Origin of the sequence: Pseudarthrobacter raffinosi (genome assembly GCF_023913835.1) — a bacterium.
Taxonomy (GTDB): Bacteria; Actinomycetota; Actinomycetes; order Actinomycetales; family Micrococcaceae; genus Arthrobacter; species Arthrobacter raffinosi.
On sequence record NZ_JAMXBG010000006.1, the window covers coordinates 32,941 to 50,923 of the forward strand.

The following is a 17,983-nucleotide window of genomic DNA, read 5'->3' on the forward strand; positions in this document are numbered from 1 at the left end:
TTATTGTCCACCGGCCGTACGCGCAGCGGTAGGCATCCCCTCGGCTGGGGTTTCTTCAGCAGGCGTTTTGGCAGCAGGCTTTTTAGCAGGCACGCCGAGGATTTCCAGGACGTTCCGGGCAGTGGAGTCCCAGCCGGGCAGCTGTTCCCGTGCCGCCAGGGCAGCGGCACGCCAGCCGGCTCGGAGGGATCCGTCCACCAGCCACTGCCGGATCACGGCAGCGAGCACGTCCGCGTGGTGGTCTTCAGCTCCGTTGCCACGAGGTGCGTCGCCTTCGGGTCCGGCGAGTCCGACGGCGGCACCTGGCACCGCATATGTCCCGGCATCACGTTCACCGCCACGCTCGCCGTCCGGTCTTCCCGCGAGCCTGCCGGCGAGTCTTCGGGCGAGTCCCAACGCGTCCACGGCGCCGGTTCCCTCCCGCACGATGACGGGAATCCCGTGGGCCAGCGATTCCGTCACCACAAGCCCAAAGGCTTCGGCCCGGGACACAAGAAGGCTCAGGTCCGTCCGGCTCCACTCGTCCGCCAGGGCGGTACCGGCGAGCTGGCCGGTCATGCGCACCCTGTCCTCCATTCCAGAGGAGGCAATGGCTGCCCGGACCTCCGCCGCGTAGGCGGGATCGGCGTCGTCCGTTCCCACGAGGGACGCTGTCCAAGCGAGGTCCTGGAGCCTGGCCAGCGCGGCCACGGTCAGCAGCTGGTCCTTGTTGGGCAGCAGCGCTGCCACCGCGATGATGTGGGGCGGGGCCGAACCAGGCGCCACCGGTGCAGGATCCGTCCCGGGCAAGGCAACCGGGCTGGCGGGAAGCCCGTGCTTTTCTGCCGCCGAGGCCGCTGCGGACGAACTGGTGCAGATCACTCCGGCGGCCGCCCGCAGTGCCCGCCCTTCGCCGTCGGGGTGGCTGGGCGACGGCATGTGCTGCAGGACCCACGTGTGTTGTCCGGCGGCCGCGGCGTACTCCAGTTCGCTAGGCGCACCGCACGCAATCAGCCCGTCCACGAAGGTGACCGTTTCTGGGGTGATGTTCGCCTGCGGTGAGTCCACCCTTGGGTCCCAGGCGCCCAGCAGGCCGCCCAGCCGCCGTCGTTGTCCAGCGCTGGCGTCAGGCCACGAACCTTCCACCGCCAGTATCTCCACGGCAACCCCCAAGGATCTCAGGCCTTGGGTGAGCCGCGCGTTGTAGACGTTGCCGCCGGAGTTGTGGCGGATGTTGGCGGGGACCAGGAACCTGATCAGCATGGGATCAGGCGGACAGGTAGTGGGTGTAGGTGGCCCAGGCGTCCGGATTTTCGCGCAGGGTGACGTCGATCCCGGCGAGCTCGCGGCCGTCGTCGTCATCCGTGAGCTTGGCTGCGACGGCGTGGGCGATGTATTCCGCGAGCGCCTCGGTGGTGCTGAGCTTCCCTTCGAAGTCCGGGTGTTCGTCCAGGTTTTTGTAGTTGAGGCCGGACAGCACGTCCTCGATGATGCCGCCGGCGGCCCCGATGTCCAGGACGATCGCGTCCTGGTTCAGCGCACGACGGCGGAACGTCACCTCCGCCACGAACGTCGCCCCGTGGAGGGCCTGGGCCGGGCCAAATACGTCCCGCGGGAGGCTGTGGGCGATCATGAAATGACGTCGGACGGTCAGGCTGAACACGGGCTACTTCCTGTCTTTGGGGTTGGCTTCCGCGGGGCTGTCTGCGTTGGGGTATTCGATCACGTGGCACAGGGCTTCGAGCGTGCCGTCCGCGAGGTTCTGCACTACGGCCGGCAGGTCCGTGAACGGAGAGGCGCCGGTCAGGAAGGCATCGAAGACGGGGTCCGTGAGGAGCCCAACAGCCAATTCCAGGCGCTCGGCCGTGGTCCGGCGGTGTCGCCGTGCCCGGGCAACCACGCCCACCTGGCTGGCCCGGATGGAGAGCCTGCGTGCGTGAAAGTCTTCACCCAGCGGCAGCGTGACCTTGCGGTTGGCGTACCAGGACATCTCGATGATCTCCCCCTCATCGCCGGCCAGCTGCAGGCTGCGTTCGAGGCCTTCCGGGGAAGCGGAGCAGTGGAACACGATGTCGCAGTCGGGTTTGGCATCATCCGGGCGGGCGAATTCCACGCCGAGCCTGTCCGCCAAGTGCTTACGTTCCGGGTCCAGGTCCACGAGCTGGAGGCGGGCCAGCGGGAAAGTCCGCAGCAGTGTCGCCACCATGCCTCCCACCAGACCCGCGCCGACGACGGCGACCCGGTCCCCCAGCCTCGGTCCGGCTTCCCAGAGGGCGTTAATGGCCGTTTCAACGGTGCCGGTCAGGACGGCGCGGCGGGCGGGGACGCCGTCGGGAATCCTGGTGAGGGCGTCGGCGGAAATGACATAGCGGTCCTGATGGGGATTGAGGCAGAAGACCTTCTGGCCCGCCCAACCTTCGGGCCCCTCCTCCACAACGCCCACTGAGAGATATCCGAACTTCACGGGCGACGGGAAGGTACCCTCCTGGTGCGGGGCGCGCATTTCCGCAGCCACGCGGGGCGGGACGGAGCCTTTGTGCACCACAATTTCCGTGCCTTTGCTGATGCCTGAGTACAGCGTGCGGACCAAAACTTCGCCGGGCCCGGGAGCGGGCAGGGCCTCGCTGCGGAGCTCGCCGTGTTCCGGGCCCGTGGTCCAGTATGCGGTCGCCTGCGCTTCTCTGCGTGACTTGGTCATCTTGCTCATGAATCTAGTCCGTGAGGGCTCTCCGCGACACCCACCCGGCGCGAACGAACACTTGCGGCCCTTGAAATCCGGGCCCTAACTGTCCGTTCGCGCCGTTGATGAGAGGAGAGCCCGATGGGAGAGAAGCCCAGTTCTGCCCGTCTTGGCCCTGCCAGTGCCCTAACCCTGCCCACGTTGGCCCTGCCGTCACTTGGCGCTGGCGTCGCTTGGCGCTGGCGGCCAGACAGTGCTGTGAGCAGTGAAGTCCCAGCTCGGGTAGGGGTCTTCGGGCACGGGCCCGTCCGGCAGCGCGTCGTCTGGGACGATGTCGTCCGATGGCAGCCCACAGTCGGGCAGTTCATTGCCGGGTAGATGTTTTGGCCACTCCGGTGGTTCCCAGTCTGGGTGTTCGCTTTTGTAGTGGCGTCCGGTGGGTGATATCCAGCCGGGTGGTTCGTTCTTGGTGGCGGTGGTGGGTTTCCAAGCTGTGGTGTGGCGGAGTCTGTGGTGTTTGTGGCACGGTTGGCCGAGATTGTTGATCCCGGTGGATCCTCCCCGGGCCCAGGCGAGGAGGTGGTCTGCTTCGTTGTCGAGGGAGTGGTTGCTGCAGCCGGGGAACGGGCACTTTCCGTCGCGCAACCGCAGCCATTGGCGCTGGGCTTTGGTCACGCGGTAGCTGGTTCTGCCGATCTCCAGGGGTGCTCCGTCGCGGGGGTCGATGAGGACGCGGTGGAAGGATTCGGCGCCGTCGGCGACCAGCTGGCGGGCCACGGACGGCGGAATAGGCCCGTACCCGTCGAGCATGGCCGGTTCATCCGTGAGGCCTAGGAGCGAGAACACCGGGACGGTAACGAGGACCTGTGCCCGCGGTGACGGAACACGGTCATTCCCATTTGCATCCCCGGCCGCATTATCTGTGGCACCGAGGAGCCAGGCGGCGACGCTGTCAGCGCGGAGCTGCGTGAGGGTCCGGCACTCATGAGGTCCTTGGAGGGCGCGGGCTGCGGTGGTGGTGCGGTTCCAGATTCCGGCAGCCTGATCGGCGGGGAGGTAGGCGGAGAGCCAGGCCATGCCGTCGCGGTCCGGGGCATACTCCAGGCGCCGATCGGCGGTGCTGCGTGCGTGGCGTTTTTCGATGCTGACCGGGTGGTGGCGTTCCCGCCAGGTCCGGGCCTGGTGCCGAAACCGCCCGGGGATGAGCTCACCGGCCGGGCCACTCCTCGCCGGGTTCGGTGCGTCTGGGTCCAGGAAATGCGCTTCGAGGGCTTGGGCGCCGGCAGGGTCCAGGTTCACGGTTTCGTCGACCATGATCCGGGCGTGCTGCCACGAAATCGTCCCTGCCTGCAGCGCGGAGAATGTCAGCGGCAGGGCCGTGGTCAGGGCGTGGGCTTCGGCGAGCAGGGCGCCGGCAGCCCGTTCACTGACCGTCAGCACGCAGGCGACCTCCGCGACGACGGCCATCTCCTGCCCGGTATGGTCCTCGGGCGACGTTGCAGGGCCCGCCAGAGCCTCGGCAGCGGCGGAGTAACCGGCAGCCAGCCAGGCCTTCAGTGCGGCACTTTTCGCGTCCAGCCGTGAGATCTCGGCCAGCCCGTCCAGGAATTCATCTGCCCGCCGACGCATAGGATCAGCCTCCCCGGAACAGCCGGAATCAGTCCCGTCCCGGAGCACCACAGCCAGCTCAGCGAAGGATGCCGAAAGGGCCTCCGCCGTCGCTACAGCTGCTCTGCTATCCATACTCAAATCATCCCGCGAGGGTCTGACAATAACGGCGAGGCTGAATCGCTATGTGCATAACTCAGAAGCTACATGCCCCCAGCATGCGTCCATTCGACGAGCCGAGCAGAATCCTGCAGGGCCCATCGTGTCCTCGGACGCTGGCGTGGGCATAGATGTCCCTTTGCACCATCCGGGGGCTGAATGCCTGCCGTTTTGTGGATGGGCGGTATGCTCCGGTAACCTATTCAGGTTGGTGACGTGTCCGAGCGGCCGAAGGTGCAACACTCGAAATGTTGTTTGGTGTCAAAGCCAACGTGGGTTCAAATCCCACCGTCACCGCCAATTGGCAAGGCCCCTGCTTCCCTTCATAAACAAAGGGAAGCGGGGGTTTTGTTTTCCCGCAAACTTGGCCCCTTGATTTGTTGAGGTGGCCGTACATCGTGCAGCGCCGAACCTGAAGCAGGTCGGCGATGCGTTGGACAGTATGGTCGCCGGCGCACGTACGGCTGCTGGCGGCCGCCAGTTTCAGTGCCCCTGCAGGCGTTAGTGCTCAGTCCCAGCCGCAGCCGCCTTCTTGGCGCTCTTCTCTGCGTCCTTTTCGGCGCGCAGCGCCTCCGCCACGTGCTGCTCCTCGGCTTTTTCCTGGTGGATGACCTCTGCCAGGAGCTTCTCCATCTCCTTGGCCACGCCGGCGGCTGAGGCCGGGTTCTGGCCGGTCACCAGCCGGTCGTCGACCACGACCATTTCCTCAAAGACACCAGCGGAGACATGGGTGGCACCCTGCTCCTCAAGCCGGTCTGCCAAAAAGAACGGGATGACCTTGTCCTTCCCTGCGGCAACCTCCTCGTCGTTGGTGAAGGCAGCGACCTTCCTGCCCTCGACCAGCCGAAAGCCGTTGGCCAACTCGACCTTCAGCAGTCCGGCCGGCCCGTGACAGACAGCGCCCACCACACCGCCGGCGTTGTAGACGCTGGCTACAAGGTTCTGCAGGCCTTCGCTGTCCGGGAAGTCCCACATGGTGCCGTGGCCTCCCACGAGGAAGACGGCGTCGTACTGGTCGGGATCAACGACGTCGACGCGGGCAGTGTTGTAGAGACCGGCGCGCGTGGTCTCGTCCTCCGTGAAGGCGACCTGGATGGGATCTTTTGAGTCCACCTCGTCGCGCGGGGGCTGGCCGCCCTGGATGGAAGCGAAGTCGACGAAATGCCCGGAATCCTTGAAGACCTTCCAGGGATGTGCGGCCTCGGCCACGTTGTACCCGGTCTTCTCTCCGGTATCGCCGATCTCGGAAACGCTGGTCAGTACCATGAGGATTTTCTTCATGAAGTGCTCCTTCCGTCTAGCTTCCACCCTACGCCCGGCCCAATTCGGGCCCTCCCCGTCTTAGAAGGCAAGGGCCTTTGTTGTACCCGAGGGACCGCTCCTCTGTTAGAGCTTGTCCGTCCTGTCGTCCCCCTTGTGCCCGCCGCGCAGGTTCTCCTGGACCTTGCCGAAGAGGTCCTTAATGGTGGACTCGGTGTTGGTGAGCATGTCCGGCTGCAGGTAGACGTGCTGACTGCCCGGGAGGCTGTAGCTGGACTGCAGGCCGCCACTTCCTTCGACGCCCTGCAGGGCGATGGTCACGCCGCCTTCCTTGCGCGCAATGGCCGAGATTTTTCCGAACACCAGCGTGAATTCGTCTGGCTCAAAACTGACGGTCTGACCCACGTGGGTCCTGTTGAGTTCGCTGGCCGGGGTGGCTTTTTCGTTGCCAGTTCCTGAGTAGTTCATCATGTGCTCCCTGAGGTGGTTGGCGACTTACGCCAGCAGTCTAGCCTCGCCCCCATGTCGCGGTACATGGCCCTACTGGATGCCTGCACAAACGGGTGCGGCAACCGTGGTCACATCCTCCATTGAGCAGACAGTGCCCTTGGGGTTGGATGTATTGGACCGGCATACCTGTCCGGCACCCGATCTTTAAGGACCAACCGTGACTTCGATGACGAATCGCGCCAATGGGCGGACGCAGACTCTTCCAGGTCTGCGAAGGCCTCGAAATCCCTTGGAGCCAGCCGTGACCGAAACCTGCCCCGACGACTGCCATTACTGCTCAGGCCCCGAAACAGACTGACTTCGCGTGCACAGATTGGGCAGCGGCCGCCAGCCCTGCGAGACTGGGTCCTGAAGCCAACGCCGACCTGCCAGGAGCTGCCCGCATGACGCCCGAGAACCGCACCTCCGCCCGGCCAAACCGCATCACCGAACTGTTCGGCACGGACGTTCCGGTGGTGCTGGGTCCGTTCGGCGGAGTGTCTTCCGTGGAGCTGACAGCAGCCGTGAGCGAAGGCGGCGGGCTGGGTTCCTACGGCCTCTACGGTTACGGTGCCGACGCCATTCGGAACACCGCAGCTGAGCTCAGGAAGGCAACGGCGAAACCGTTCGCCCTCAACCTCTGGATTCCCACCGGCGACGAAGCCACCTCACTCCCCCAAGCGGACTTCGACCACTACCTCGAAACCCTGAAGCCGTACTTTGACGAACTGGGCCTGCCGCTTCCGCACATGCCGGACCGCTACCTGCCCAATTACGAAGAACAGGTGGAGGCAAGCCTGGAGGCGGGTCCCGCCGTCGTCAGCTTTGTCTTCGGTGTGCCCGCGCCGGAACTGGTGGAGGAGGCTCACCGGCGTGGAATAGTCCTGGTGGGCACCGCCACGACCGTCGCGGAAGCCATCGCCCTGGAAACCGGTGGCGTGGATGCTGTAGTCGCCAGCGGCATGGAGTCCGGCGGGCACCGCGTCTCGTTCCTGAAGCCCGCGGAGGAGTCCCTGATCGGAACCTTTGCATTGGTTCCGCAGGTGGTTGACGCCGTCGACATTCCAGTCATCGCTGCCGGCGGCATTGCAGACCGCCGCGGCTACGCTGCTGCACGAGCCCTCGGCGCCGACGCGGTCCAGGTGGGCTCGGCGTTCCTGGCCACCCGCGAATCCGCGGCTGTGCCTGAATACCGGGCCATCCTCCACAGCCCGGCCGCGCGGGAAACAGTGCTGACAAGGGCACTCAGCGGACGGCTTGCCCGCGGGATCCCCAACCGCATCATCGCCGAACTGTCAGCGGCCAAACTGTCAGAGGCCAAACTGGCGGCGGGTGGACTCTCGGAAGCCGGAATAGCCCCGTTCCCCGTCCAGAACTGGCTCACCGGCCGCTTCCGCCCACAGGCAGCCGCCCTGGGAAACACGGAGCTTATGTCACTGTGGGCGGGGCAGGCCACACCGCTGATCCGGCATGACTCCGCCGCTGATGTCCTGGCGGAACTGCTCGCCGGCAGTCCGGCTTTGTAAGCTCGATACATCCGCGGTTATCCCAGCCATCGAATGTGGGACGATCGCCCGTTGACACCGGAGGCACTCCTTGACCAAAAAGACCGGCAAATCGAAGAGCAAGAACAAGGACCGGCGGCACCTGAAGGCTGTTCCGTCGGCGCCCAAGATGCCGTTGCAGCTGGTCCTGAACCATCGGGCAATTGACTCGATGGCTGTCGATTTCATTCAATGGAACGCGGCTGAAGCCCCTGACCCTGCCGATGCGTTCGAGTGCCTCGAACTGGTCAAGCTCTTCCTCACGGCGCAGCACACCATCAACGGTTCGAGTTCGGCCACCGCAATCGACAGTGACGGCGTGGAGCAGGCGGCCGGAGCAATTGCGGTGTCGTTGGACCCCGATGAAATGGATGAGGTCTTCGACAACATCTACTTCGCACTGCACTCCTACATCCATTTCCTGAAGGCGACCGGCCGCTGGAGCGGCACGGACGCCGCCTACGAGGAACTCCATGCTGCGCTGGGAAACGGTATCACCGCAGCTGTCCCGCAATTGCCGGTTATCCAGGTACCTGACCTCAGCGACGACCACCAGGAGGCTGCGTTCAATGCCATGCCGCTGATCCAGCATGCCACCTCCCTGCTGGACTGGATCGGAACCGGCAAGGAAATCACCAGCACGGGTGCCCTGCGGCTTAAGGACATCGAGCCGGCAGCCGCAGCCGTAGGAGTACATGCCTGTGGAAAGCGGGCCGCGAGTCGGACCCTCCCACTTTTCGATCTGGAAACTGCCGAGAGCCGGCCCAAAACGTTGCTGGAAGTTGGAACCATGCACGACGTGCCTGTGCTCCGAGACATCTGGTCAGCTCTGGTGGGGGCAAACCTGATCACGCTCGGATCCACCAAAGCCATTCCCGGCCCGGAAGTGGCCGCCTGGAACAGCACGAGGATCGAGGAACGGCTGGACATCCGCCGGATGCTGTCGGTGGTCCTTTTGGTCGGAGTGCTCACCGACGAGGACCAGGTGTGGGACCAGGAAGCGGTAGCCGGGACACTGCTGGCCGTCCTCACCTATGGCACCACCGATGAACCGATGCCCGTGGCGGAACTCGAACGGATGGCGTCGCCGGACCTTGAGGGCGCCTTGCTTCAGGACGTAGACCTTGAAGACACGAAACTCGAAGAAACGGGCCTCGAAGAGGTCTACGCGTCGCTCGCGGCCCTGCAGGCACAGCAGAAGCTGACCCTTCTCGCCGAACTCGGATTGGTGGAGGCGGCGACCGATTACCGCGTTCCCCCGGTGGCCATCCAGTGCCTCGACCTGGCCATGGGTTTCTTCAACTTGGCAGACGAGCCATCCGAAACGACAGAATCTCCATCGAACGTGATCGCGCTGCACCGCCCGTCACACACCGGTGGCCCGCCCAAAGGCCGCTAGAATCTGAACGTCGCCGAAGAACACTGGAAGAACGCGACTGAAGCCCGTCACCGGCGACCGCAATAAGGAGGATCCGTGCGCACCAACCACGCCCGGCCACCCTTCCATTTCCTTCGCGCCGCCTCCCTGTCCACGGGAATCCTGACACTTGCCGCAGGCGCCCACGTCGCCGGCGGCGGCGACCTTCCCGCCCCAGGCATCCTGCTGGCCGTGCTCGCACTGACAGTCCTGGCAGCCACCACGGCCACGAGGCTGCGACTCAATTTTCCAGCCATGCTCACTGTCCTCGGCGCGGGACAGTTCATCCTGCACGAAGCCTTCACGGTCTTCAGTTCGTCGGGTACCGCTGTAAGCGCTGCCGCCTCCGGGCTCCATAACGCCCACCTCGCCGGCGCCGCCGCGCCCGTCATCGCTGCCACCGGACACGTCCACGATGCCGGATCAGCGGGCATCCTGATGCTCCTGACCCACGCACTCGCCACCGGCGCGTGCGCCCTCCTGCTTGCCAAGGGTGAAGCCGCGCTGTGGGCTCTGGCCGCGTGGCTGAGGCCCCTCGTCCGGCTCCCCGAAGCAGTAACACCCGACGCCGGCACACCGCGTGCGGTGACTGCCCCACCGGCGGTTCTCCCCCTCCGCCCCTGGCGGAACCTCAGGCAACACAGCCGACGCGGCCCGCCTTCCGCCGTCGTACTTTCCTGACTACGCCCGCACCGCACTTCCGCAGGCCGCGGGCCCCATCCCGTACTTCCGCACGCCCCCATCCGGCGTGCGTCCGAAAGGCAACCCCATGACCACCACATTCCTTCGCCGCACCCTCACCGCAGTGGCAGCCACCGGCGGCGCAGCCGTCCTGATCCTGACCGCAGCAGCAGGCGCGTCCGCCCACGTCGGCGTCAAGCCGGACAAGACCGACGCCAACTCGTACGCCCTCCTGACCTTCGGCATCCCGCACGGCTGCGAGGAGTCCGGCACCACGAAAGTGGCCATCACCCTGCCGGCCGAACTCAACGACGCCCAGCCCACGGTGAACCCCAACTGGACCGTGGAAAAGGTGACCGAACAGCTCGCCGAGCCCAAGAAACTGGCCGACGGCTCCTCCATCACCAAACGCACCAGCCAGATTGTGTACACGGCCAAAACTCCGCTGGCCCATGAACTGCGCGATGCCCTGGTGCTGTCGGTCAAGCTGCCCGACGCGGCAGGCTCCACGCTCTACTTCCCCACGCTGCAGTCGTGCGAAACGGGACAGACCGACTGGTCGGAGATCGCCAAGGACGGGCAGGACCCGCACTCCCTGAAGGCCCCGGCACCGTCCATCACCATCACCGAGCCGGCCAGCGCGGACGGCCACGGCGCTGCTTCCGCGGCGCACACCACCGAAACCCCGGCCACCGAACAGGCAGCCGCCGTGACTGACAGCGGCGCGGACGCCCGCAGCTGGGCTGGGCTTGCCGCCGGCCTCGGCGGCCTCGCCCTGGGCGGGGTGGCCTTCGCGCGCAGCGGCTCGAAGCGCCGGCAGGAATCCGCCACGTAACATCGCGGGATTTGATGTCCGGATGATCACGATCCGGGCATCAAATCGTCCTGCCTGCCCGTGGCATCGTTGACTCCCGTCGCAGCAGCAACAAAGGTGGTGCCATGACGTCTCAGCGCATTGCACAAGGGTTTGTTATTACGACGGCGGTCGCGGCGGCGGCGCTGATGCTCACCGCCTGCGGACAGAGCCAGCCGCAGGCGCAGGGGACGACGACGCCGGTGACGAACTCCGCCAGCCCGTCCAGCACTCCGTCATCTCCGGGCGCGTCCGCGTCGCCGTCGGCGACCAACACCCAGGCCGGTCCCGCGCTCTGCAAAGCGGCCACACTGTCGGCGGCTACCGATGCGTCCGGCGGCGGCGCGGCGGGCAGCGTCTACATGAAGCTGAACCTCACGAATACGGGAACGGCGCCCTGCCTGCTCAAGGGCTACCCGGGGGTGTCACTGACCGCCAACGCCGACGGTGCACCGATTGGTGCGGCGGCAACCCGCGACGAATCCACCCCCGTCGCGGACGTCCTGCTGGCGCCCGGCCAGACCGGAACCACTGTCCTCCGCTACACCCAGGCCGCGAACTACAGCGACTGCACGCTGACGGACGCGGCCGGTTACCGCATCTACCCGCCCGAAGACACAGCGTCGTTGTTCCTGCCCCAGCCCACCAGCGCGTGCACTAATGCGAACATCGCCCTCCTGAGCGTCGGAGCCTTCCAGCCTGCCTGAAAATGTGGGAAGGATTCGGTCCGCTGCCAGGTTAATTCGCCGGCTGCAGATGGGTCCGGAGTTCCTCGAGTGTCGGCGGATTTGCGCCGGGCCGCCGCACCGTGATGGCGGCCGCCATCGCAGCTGTGCGTCCTACTTGCTCAAGAACAGCGGGTGCCAAGCCATCGGGTCCCGCAGGCGAGGAGTCCCAGGATCAGGGCTGCCATATACGAGTCCCCGGCGCCAATCGTGCCAGCGACCCGGGAGGCCTCTGCCGGGATGCTGGTGTGCCGTGACCGCGAATTCTTCAGTCAGGCGAAGAACTGCGTGACGTTCAGGTTGTTTACGGTGGCTGTGCCACCGATGGAATAGAGCGCGAGGTCGGTACTGGTGGGTGCCGGGAAGATCAGCTCGGTCATGGTGACCTGGCCGTCCTGGGCGAAGACCTCAACGGAGCAGCGGTCCACAAAGATGGTGAGCTTGTAGTCACCGTCGATAGCCCGGATAGCGGCGGAGTCGATGGAGGCGAAAGTTTCGTGGAAACCTGTCTGCCCGGAATCGCGCCGGTCAACGACGAGGGTGCCTTCAACGGGTCTGATGCCGATGCGGGTTCCCTGGCCGCCGTTGCCGCGGACCACAAGCCCGAATTCCGTGGCGCTTCCGGGCCTCAGGGTGACATCGATGCGCTGGACGCTGCCCGCTGCACCATCAAGGATGTGTGTACCGTCGGCGATTTCCATATGCGCAAGCCTGAACGCCCGGGCAGGGTCGGAAATCGAGGCGAAATCTCCGGTGGCCTCTTGAATCAGTCGCGCATTTCCGTCAATGGTGCGGAGGGATACTTCGCGGGCCAGCGTCATGGGGCTGCGCCAGGGCGAGGTGGGGATCTGATTCGCGTATTCCCAGTTGTTCATCCAGGCGATCATGAGGCGGCGGCTGTCGGGGGCATCACTGAAGGAGACTGCGGCGTAGTAGTCCCGTCCCCAGTCCAGCCACTGGTACTCGCCCAACCGGTCCGGGTCCTGGAGTCCTTCGGTCACGGTGGTGGCCGAGGTGAACGTGGTCCCGTCGAAGTCACCTACAAAGTACTGTCCGGCGGAGCCGTTGTTGGGTCCGCCGGGGTTGAGGTTCACGGTGAGGACCCACTGAACGTTCTCTGGGTCGCCGTCGACGGGGAGGGGGAAGAGATCAGGGCATTCCCAGACGCCTCCGGTGGCGTTAGCCGGGCCGAAGGTGCTCAGCATCTCCCAGCTCTTCAGGTCCTCGGACTTGTAGAGCACCACTTGGAAGTCCTTGGCTTCCACGGCGACCATGACCCAGTAACTGCCGGCACCGCCGTCGTACCTTATGACCTTCGGGTCGCGGAACTCGGCGGATCCGCGGTTCAGTACGGGGTTGGCGGTGTGTTTGGTCCAGGTGTGGCCGCCGTCGCGGCTGTAGGCGAGGGACTGGGCCTGGAGGCCTTCGTGCGCGGAGCCGGGTTTGAAGGCGCTGGTGTAGACGGCGACCAGGGGCGGAGCCGAGTCGGTCCCGAATCCGCTGGTGTTGTCCCGGTCGAAGACGATGCTGCCGGAGAAGATGTCTTCTTCCTCGTCACAGGAGATGGCGACGGGGTGTTCGGTCCAGGTGGTCAGGTCCGGGGAGGTGGCGTGTCCCCAGGACATGTTGCCCCAGACGTTATCCAGCGGGTTGGTCTGGTAGTAGAGGTGGAAGACGCCGTCGTGGTGGATGAGGCCGTTGGGGTCATTGAGCCACGTGTTCCGGGCGGCGTAGTGCAGGGCCGGGCGGAAGGTGTCGGCCGTGGTGGCGGTCGCGGCAGTCATGAAGGTGAGGTCTCGTTTCTGTGCAGGTCTGCGGAGAACCCTTGTCCGCAGGGTTCCCTGAACGTGGGGTGGGCCGGTTTGCGCCGGCCCACCCGGCTTCTCGGAGCTAGGAGTTCTTTTTGTAGCGGTCGTAGGCCTGCTGGTAGACCTCGATCATTTTGTCGATGCCGACGTTTTTGAGCTGGGTGACGTAGCCGTCCCATTCCTGCTCGATGCCGCCGGAGACGATCCACTTGGCGACGTTCTGCTTGACCAGCGAGGTGGTGTCCGTCTGGATGGTGCTGATCTGCTGCAGTTCTTCGTTGGAGAGGGCCACCGGGGGGTAGCCGTCGTTGCCGGCGAAGGGCTTGTAAAATTCGTTGACGACCTTCTGGCGTTCAGCGGCACGCGGTTCGGGAGCGACGACGGTTGTGAAGTTCTCTGCGGTGTTCGCCTTCGGGCCGCCCGGGGCGACCTTTTGGCGTCGTTCGCCTTCGCTGGTTCCGGCCGGGGCGGGGATCTGGGTCAGGAGGCCGCTGGCGTCCTTCTGGAGGGTTTCACCGACGGGTCCCCAGTTCGCTTGGGCGGACTGGATGGGGTCGTAGAGGTTGTCGGCCCAGCGCATGGTCGCGGCCGGGTATTTGTTGGTCCGGGTGATGGCGAAGGCGCCGCGGGCGATTTCCTGGTTGTTGGACTGGCTGGCGATCCGTTTGCCGTCCACGCCTTCAAGCACGGGGACGATGGAGTAGTTGTTGGCGCGGTCAGCGCCGACCATTTCGGGGATTTCCCACCAGACAAAGGAGCCGAGGTTTTCCGTGGCGGACTTGCCCTTGGCCAGGTAGGCCTTGTCGTCCTGGGAGAAGGATTCGGGGTCGATCAACCCTTCCTTGTACCACTCGTGCAGGGTCTGGATGGCCTTCTTGTAGCCGTCCTGCGTGGCGGTGAAGATGACTTTATCGTCCTTGACGATGCGGTGGTCCATGTTGTCCGGCACTCCGCCAAGGGCCGCGATGAGGTCAACGATGTCGCCGGTCCAACCGCCGGGCCTGAAGCTCAGCGGGAGGGTCCTGCCGGTCCCGGACGCGTCCTGGGTCTTGAAGGCCAGCAGGGCGTCGTGGAACTCGTCGATGGTCTTCGGCATCGGGATGTTGAGCTTTTGCAGCCAGGAAGTGTTGATGATCAGTTCATTGGGGAACTGGACCAGGCCGAGTTCTTCCACCGATGGAAGGGAATAGATGTGCCCGTCCGAGGAGGTGATGGCTGCCTTGATGTCCGGCCGTTCGGAGAGCAGCTTGGAGAGGTTGGGTGCGTTCTTTTCGATCAGGCCCTCGAGTGGGATGAGGGTGCCGCTGGCGGAGTAGGTGGCGATTTCGGCGTCGGTCAGGCCGGTGTTGAAGAAGGCGTCGGGCAGGTCCCCGCTGGCGAGGATGAGGTTCTTTTTTTCCTGGAAGACCGTTTCGGGCAGGTTTTCCCAGTTGATGTGGATATTGGTGGTTTTTTCCCATTCCTGCACCACGGTCATGGTGTTGTAGTCCGGCGCCAGGGCGGTCTTGGTGCCGGAGAATGTCAGGTCGAGTTGCTTGCTGACGATCGGGAAGCCTGTTTGCTGGAAGCCGAACTCGGCGGAGGCGTCTTTGATCTCCGTGGTGCCGGAGCCTCCGCCGGAGCAGGCGGTGAACATCAATGTTCCGGCCAGGACGGCGCCGAGGGCGGCGTATTTACGGCTGAGTGACATGGTCATTCCTATTCTGAGGTGGGTTCTTGCGGTGGGTGTGCTGCCGTCCGACGGCGGTTGCCAGGGCGGTCGATGCGGGGAGGTGCTATTTGACGGCGCCGATCATGGCGCCCTTGGTGAAGTGCTTCTGCATGAATGGCAGGGCAATCATGAGTGGCAGGCTCGAGACGACGATCATGGCGTATTTGGTGAGCTCTGCGATCCGTTGCGCGGCGGCATAGGATTCGATGTCCCCGCCGGTGGTTCCGGTGGAGGAGACGTCTGACTGGATGAGGATGTTGCGCAGGACGAGCTGCAGCGGGTATTTGGAGTCGTCGTTGAGGAAGATCAGTGCGTCGAAGAACGAGTTCCACTGGGCCACGACGTGGATCATGATCATGAGCATGATCAGCGGTTTGGACAGTGGGAGCACCATTTTGAAGAAGAATTTGAAGTCGGTTGCCCCGTCCATCTGGGCGGCTTCGCGTAGCTCGTTCGGAATGGTGTGCTCGAAGAAGGACCTGGCGATGATGAGATTCCAGACGCCGACCGCGCCGGGAAGGACCACTGCCCAGACGGTGTCCAGCATGCCCAGGTCGCGGACCACCAGATACTTGGTGATGAGGCCGCCGTCGAAGAACATCGTGATGACGAACAGGAGCATCAGGATCTTCCGGCCCGGCATGTCCTTGCGGGACAGGGCGTAGGCGCCGCACAGGATGGTGCTGACGCTGACGGCGGTACCGAGCACGGTATAGATGACGGTATTGCCCAGGCCATTCCAGATCCGGCTATCGGCGAAGATCCGTTCGTAGCCTTCGGTAGTCATACCGGAAGGAAACAGCCAGACCTTACCTTCGTAGACGGCATTCGGGTCGCTGATGGAGGCGATCACGATGAAGTACAGCGGGTACACCACGGCCAGGATGGACAGCATCAGGACAGCTGTGGCGGCGATACTGAAGGCGCGGTCGCCGTATTTGTCGCGCAGGGTCCGCTGGGGGCGGCCCTGGTTGATGGTCCGGCTCGGGGTGTCGGTTGTGCGGGGGTTGGTTGTCAGAGACATTTCGGCATCACCACAGGGTCGCTTGGTTGGCCCGCCGCGCAATCGTGTTGAAGACGAGCAACAGCGCCAGGTTGAGGAGGGAGTTGAACAGGCCGATGGCGGCCGAATAGCTGAACTGCGCCTGCTGCAGGCCCGCATGATAGACGTAGGTCTGGATGACCTCCGAGGTCGAGATATTCAGGGGCGTCTGCATCAGCAGTGCCTTCTCGAAGCCGACGTTGAGCAGGTTGCCGATGGCCAGAATGAACAGGATGGTCACCACCGGCATGATGCCAGGGAGGTCGATGTGCCGGATACGCTGCAGCTTGGAGGCACCGTCCACCTTGGCCGCGTCATGAAGCGCCGGGTCGATGGCCGCCAGCGCCGCCAGGTACACGATCATCGAGAAGCCGGCGTTCTGCCAAACATCAGAGATCACGTAGATGGGTCGGAACCACTCCGCCGAACCCATAAAGAAGATTGGCTCACCGCCGCCCAGTTGGATGGCGTTGTTCACCAGCCCCGACCGTGGGGAGAGGACCACGAACATGATGCCCACCACCACCACGGTGGAGATGAACGCGGGCGAATACAGCACCGTCTGGGTGAACTTCTTGAACTTCTCGCTCTGGAGCTGGTTGACCAGCAAAGCCAGGATGATCGGAATGGGGAAGGCAAGCAGCAGGCCCAGGACGGCGATCCACAAGGTGTTACCGACCACTTGCCCGAACTGGTAGGAGTTCACGAACCTGATGAAGTGGGTCAGGCCCACCCAGGGGCTGTCAGTGAACCCGTCCACCGGGTTGTAGTTCTTGAACGCGATCTGCACGCCGTACATCGGCCAGTATTTGAAGACCAGGATGTAGATGATCGCCGGGGTTAGTAATACGTATAACTGCCAGGCACGGGAAATCCTCTTCAGGCGGAGCGAAAGAGAATTTTTTCGTTGCGGCAACGGCGCCGCAACCGGACGCCCGCGTCGGGCCGGGATGGTGCGGCTCATGGCATCTCCTTAGGGTGGGTCACTGAGTTCCGTTCGATCAGAGGGCAGTCCATGAGCTCGACCCGGCCATCGGGTTCCGCGTCCTGGAGGATCAGGTCAACCGCGCGCCGGCCCATGGCGACGAACGGCAATTCAAAAGTGGTCAGTCCGGGGCGAAGAAACGGCGCCAGAGTCGCCTGATTATCGAACCCCACGATCGAGACGTCCCCGGGGATTGAGAGCCGCAGGTCCGAGACGGCCTGGTAGGCGCCCCAGGCGCCACGGTCATTCGCGCAGAAAATCGCGGTGGGCGGGTTGCTGGAGGTCAGCAGCTCCATCGCGTACTTGTAGCCATGTTCCTCACCGCCTTGACCGAAACGGACCAGCGACGGATCAACGTCCAGCCCCGCTTCCTCAAGTGCCGCGCAGTAGCCCTCGTAGCGGCCGACGGCGGCAGGAAGACCGCTTTCCAGGGTTTCGATATTGATCATCCCCACCCTGGTGTGGCCTGCCTCGAGCAGTCGACTCGTGGCCGCATACCCGCCTTTGACCTCGTCCGGGGCGACACTCGGGACCCGACCGACCCTGTCTTGCGAATTCAGCACTACGGACCTGACGCCCGCCAGGGCCTCCGGAACTTCCAGCCGGCGGTGATACATGGCGGCGTAGACCACGCCGGCAACCTTATAAGAGAGCATGGTGTCCAAGGAAGCGGCCTCGAGCTGCCTGTCACCACCGGTGTTTACCGAGAGCAGGAGGAGCCCGTCCTCCCATGCCCGCTGCTGCGCGCCTTCGATGATGGCGCCCGCAAAAGGAGTGGTGGCCACGGAATCGCCGATGAAACCGATCATGCCGGCCACGCCCTCGCGAAGAACTTTAGCGTGGGCGTTCGTGCGGTAGCCGAGCCGGTTCACGGCGTCCCGAACACGCTTACGCGTATCCTCGGAGAAACGCGACCCGGAGGCCGAATTCAGCACCAATGACACGGTGGCCTGTGAAACACCGGCAGCAGCAGCGACGTCGTGCATTGTCGGTCCTGACTTTGGCCGTGATCCAGCCATGATGGGCACCTCCTCGGGCCAGT

The 17,983-nt window shown here is 64.5% G+C and carries 16 protein-coding genes, 1 tRNA gene and 1 pseudogene; 6 read left to right on the forward strand and 12 right to left on the reverse strand.

The annotated features are described in order from the left end of the window. The 4 genes from NG697_RS07550 to NG697_RS07565 all read right to left on the reverse strand — a co-directional run bounded on the left by NG697_RS07550 (position 1) and on the right by NG697_RS07565 (position 4,402). Positions 1 to 1,242, reverse strand: coding sequence for a glycosyltransferase (locus NG697_RS07550; protein ID WP_252613939.1), 1,242 nt, complete (start codon positions 1,240 to 1,242; stop codon positions 1 to 3). Between the two features lie 4 nt (positions 1,243 to 1,246). Continuing rightward, positions 1,247 to 1,642: a 6-pyruvoyl trahydropterin synthase family protein gene (locus NG697_RS07555; RefSeq protein ID WP_252599768.1), complete on the reverse strand. Its 396-nt coding sequence runs from the start codon at positions 1,640 to 1,642 to the stop codon at positions 1,247 to 1,249. A 3-nt stretch (positions 1,643 to 1,645) separates the two neighbouring features. Continuing rightward, positions 1,646 to 2,677, reverse strand: a complete 1,032-nt coding sequence (locus tag NG697_RS07560; RefSeq protein ID WP_252599832.1) for a dehydrogenase — start codon at positions 2,675 to 2,677, stop codon at positions 1,646 to 1,648. A gap of 195 nt (positions 2,678 to 2,872) precedes the next feature. Next, positions 2,873 to 4,402, reverse strand: a complete 1,530-nt coding sequence (locus tag NG697_RS07565) for an HNH endonuclease signature motif containing protein (protein WP_252613940.1) — start codon at positions 4,400 to 4,402, stop codon at positions 2,873 to 2,875. A 234-nt stretch (positions 4,403 to 4,636) separates the two neighbouring features. Here NG697_RS07565 and NG697_RS07570 point away from each other — a divergent pair. Continuing rightward, positions 4,637 to 4,726, forward strand: a tRNA-Ser gene (locus NG697_RS07570). 201 nt (positions 4,727 to 4,927) lie between these two features. Here the strand turns inward: NG697_RS07570 and NG697_RS07575 are convergent. Both NG697_RS07575 and NG697_RS07580 read right to left on the reverse strand, forming a co-directional pair. Continuing rightward, on the reverse strand, positions 4,928 to 5,707 hold the full coding sequence (locus NG697_RS07575; protein ID WP_252613941.1) for a type 1 glutamine amidotransferase domain-containing protein: 780 nt from the start codon (positions 5,705 to 5,707) through the stop codon (positions 4,928 to 4,930). Between the two features lie 105 nt (positions 5,708 to 5,812). Continuing rightward, positions 5,813 to 6,157, reverse strand: coding sequence for a hypothetical protein (locus NG697_RS07580; RefSeq protein WP_252599772.1), 345 nt, complete (start codon positions 6,155 to 6,157; stop codon positions 5,813 to 5,815). A 422-nt stretch (positions 6,158 to 6,579) separates the two neighbouring features. Between NG697_RS07580 and NG697_RS07585 the strand changes: the two genes are divergently transcribed. From NG697_RS07585 to NG697_RS07605, 5 genes are all read left to right on the forward strand, one after another. Continuing rightward, positions 6,580 to 7,701, forward strand: coding sequence for an NAD(P)H-dependent flavin oxidoreductase (locus tag NG697_RS07585; protein ID WP_252613942.1), 1,122 nt, complete (start codon positions 6,580 to 6,582; stop codon positions 7,699 to 7,701). Between the two features lie 70 nt (positions 7,702 to 7,771). Continuing rightward, on the forward strand, positions 7,772 to 9,118 hold the full coding sequence (locus NG697_RS07590) for a hypothetical protein (protein ID WP_252599774.1): 1,347 nt from the start codon (positions 7,772 to 7,774) through the stop codon (positions 9,116 to 9,118). Positions 9,119 to 9,193: 75 nt separating this feature from the next. Further along, positions 9,194 to 9,817 carry a hypothetical protein gene (locus tag NG697_RS07595; protein WP_252599775.1) on the forward strand — a complete coding sequence of 208 codons (624 nt, stop codon included), beginning with the start codon at positions 9,194 to 9,196 and terminating at the stop codon, positions 9,815 to 9,817. A gap of 88 nt (positions 9,818 to 9,905) precedes the next feature. Continuing rightward, complete coding sequence (locus tag NG697_RS07600) at positions 9,906 to 10,652, forward strand: YcnI family copper-binding membrane protein (RefSeq protein ID WP_252610797.1); 747 nt, start codon at positions 9,906 to 9,908, stop codon at positions 10,650 to 10,652. Positions 10,653 to 10,756: 104 nt separating this feature from the next. Next, a complete protein-coding gene (locus NG697_RS07605) occupies positions 10,757 to 11,377 on the forward strand; it encodes a DUF4232 domain-containing protein (protein WP_252599778.1) in 621 nt (206 codons plus the stop codon). A gap of 31 nt (positions 11,378 to 11,408) precedes the next feature. Here the strand turns inward: NG697_RS07605 and NG697_RS07610 are convergent. The 6 genes and pseudogenes from NG697_RS07610 to NG697_RS07635 all read right to left on the reverse strand — a co-directional run. Beyond that, positions 11,409 to 11,640: pseudogene (locus tag NG697_RS07610) on the reverse strand (PfkB family carbohydrate kinase); the annotation flags it as partial. Between the two features lie 27 nt (positions 11,641 to 11,667). Beyond that, complete coding sequence (locus tag NG697_RS07615; protein ID WP_252599780.1) at positions 11,668 to 13,179, reverse strand: glycoside hydrolase family 32 protein; 1,512 nt, start codon at positions 13,177 to 13,179, stop codon at positions 11,668 to 11,670. 106 nt (positions 13,180 to 13,285) lie between these two features. Then, positions 13,286 to 14,893: an ABC transporter substrate-binding protein gene (locus NG697_RS07620; protein WP_252613943.1), complete on the reverse strand. Its 1,608-nt coding sequence runs from the start codon at positions 14,891 to 14,893 to the stop codon at positions 13,286 to 13,288. Between the two features lie 85 nt (positions 14,894 to 14,978). Then, entirely contained in the window at positions 14,979 to 15,938 is a 960-nt protein-coding gene (locus NG697_RS07625; RefSeq protein WP_252610795.1) for a carbohydrate ABC transporter permease, read from the reverse strand. A 7-nt stretch (positions 15,939 to 15,945) separates the two neighbouring features. Next, entirely contained in the window at positions 15,946 to 16,920 is a 975-nt protein-coding gene (locus tag NG697_RS07630; protein ID WP_252599784.1) for an ABC transporter permease, read from the reverse strand. Continuing rightward, positions 16,917 to 17,927, reverse strand: coding sequence for a LacI family DNA-binding transcriptional regulator (locus NG697_RS07635; RefSeq protein WP_252599786.1), 1,011 nt, complete (start codon positions 17,925 to 17,927; stop codon positions 16,917 to 16,919). Before NG697_RS07635 ends, NG697_RS07630 begins: the two co-directional genes overlap by 4 nt. Positions 17,928 to 17,983 lie beyond the last annotated feature (56 nt).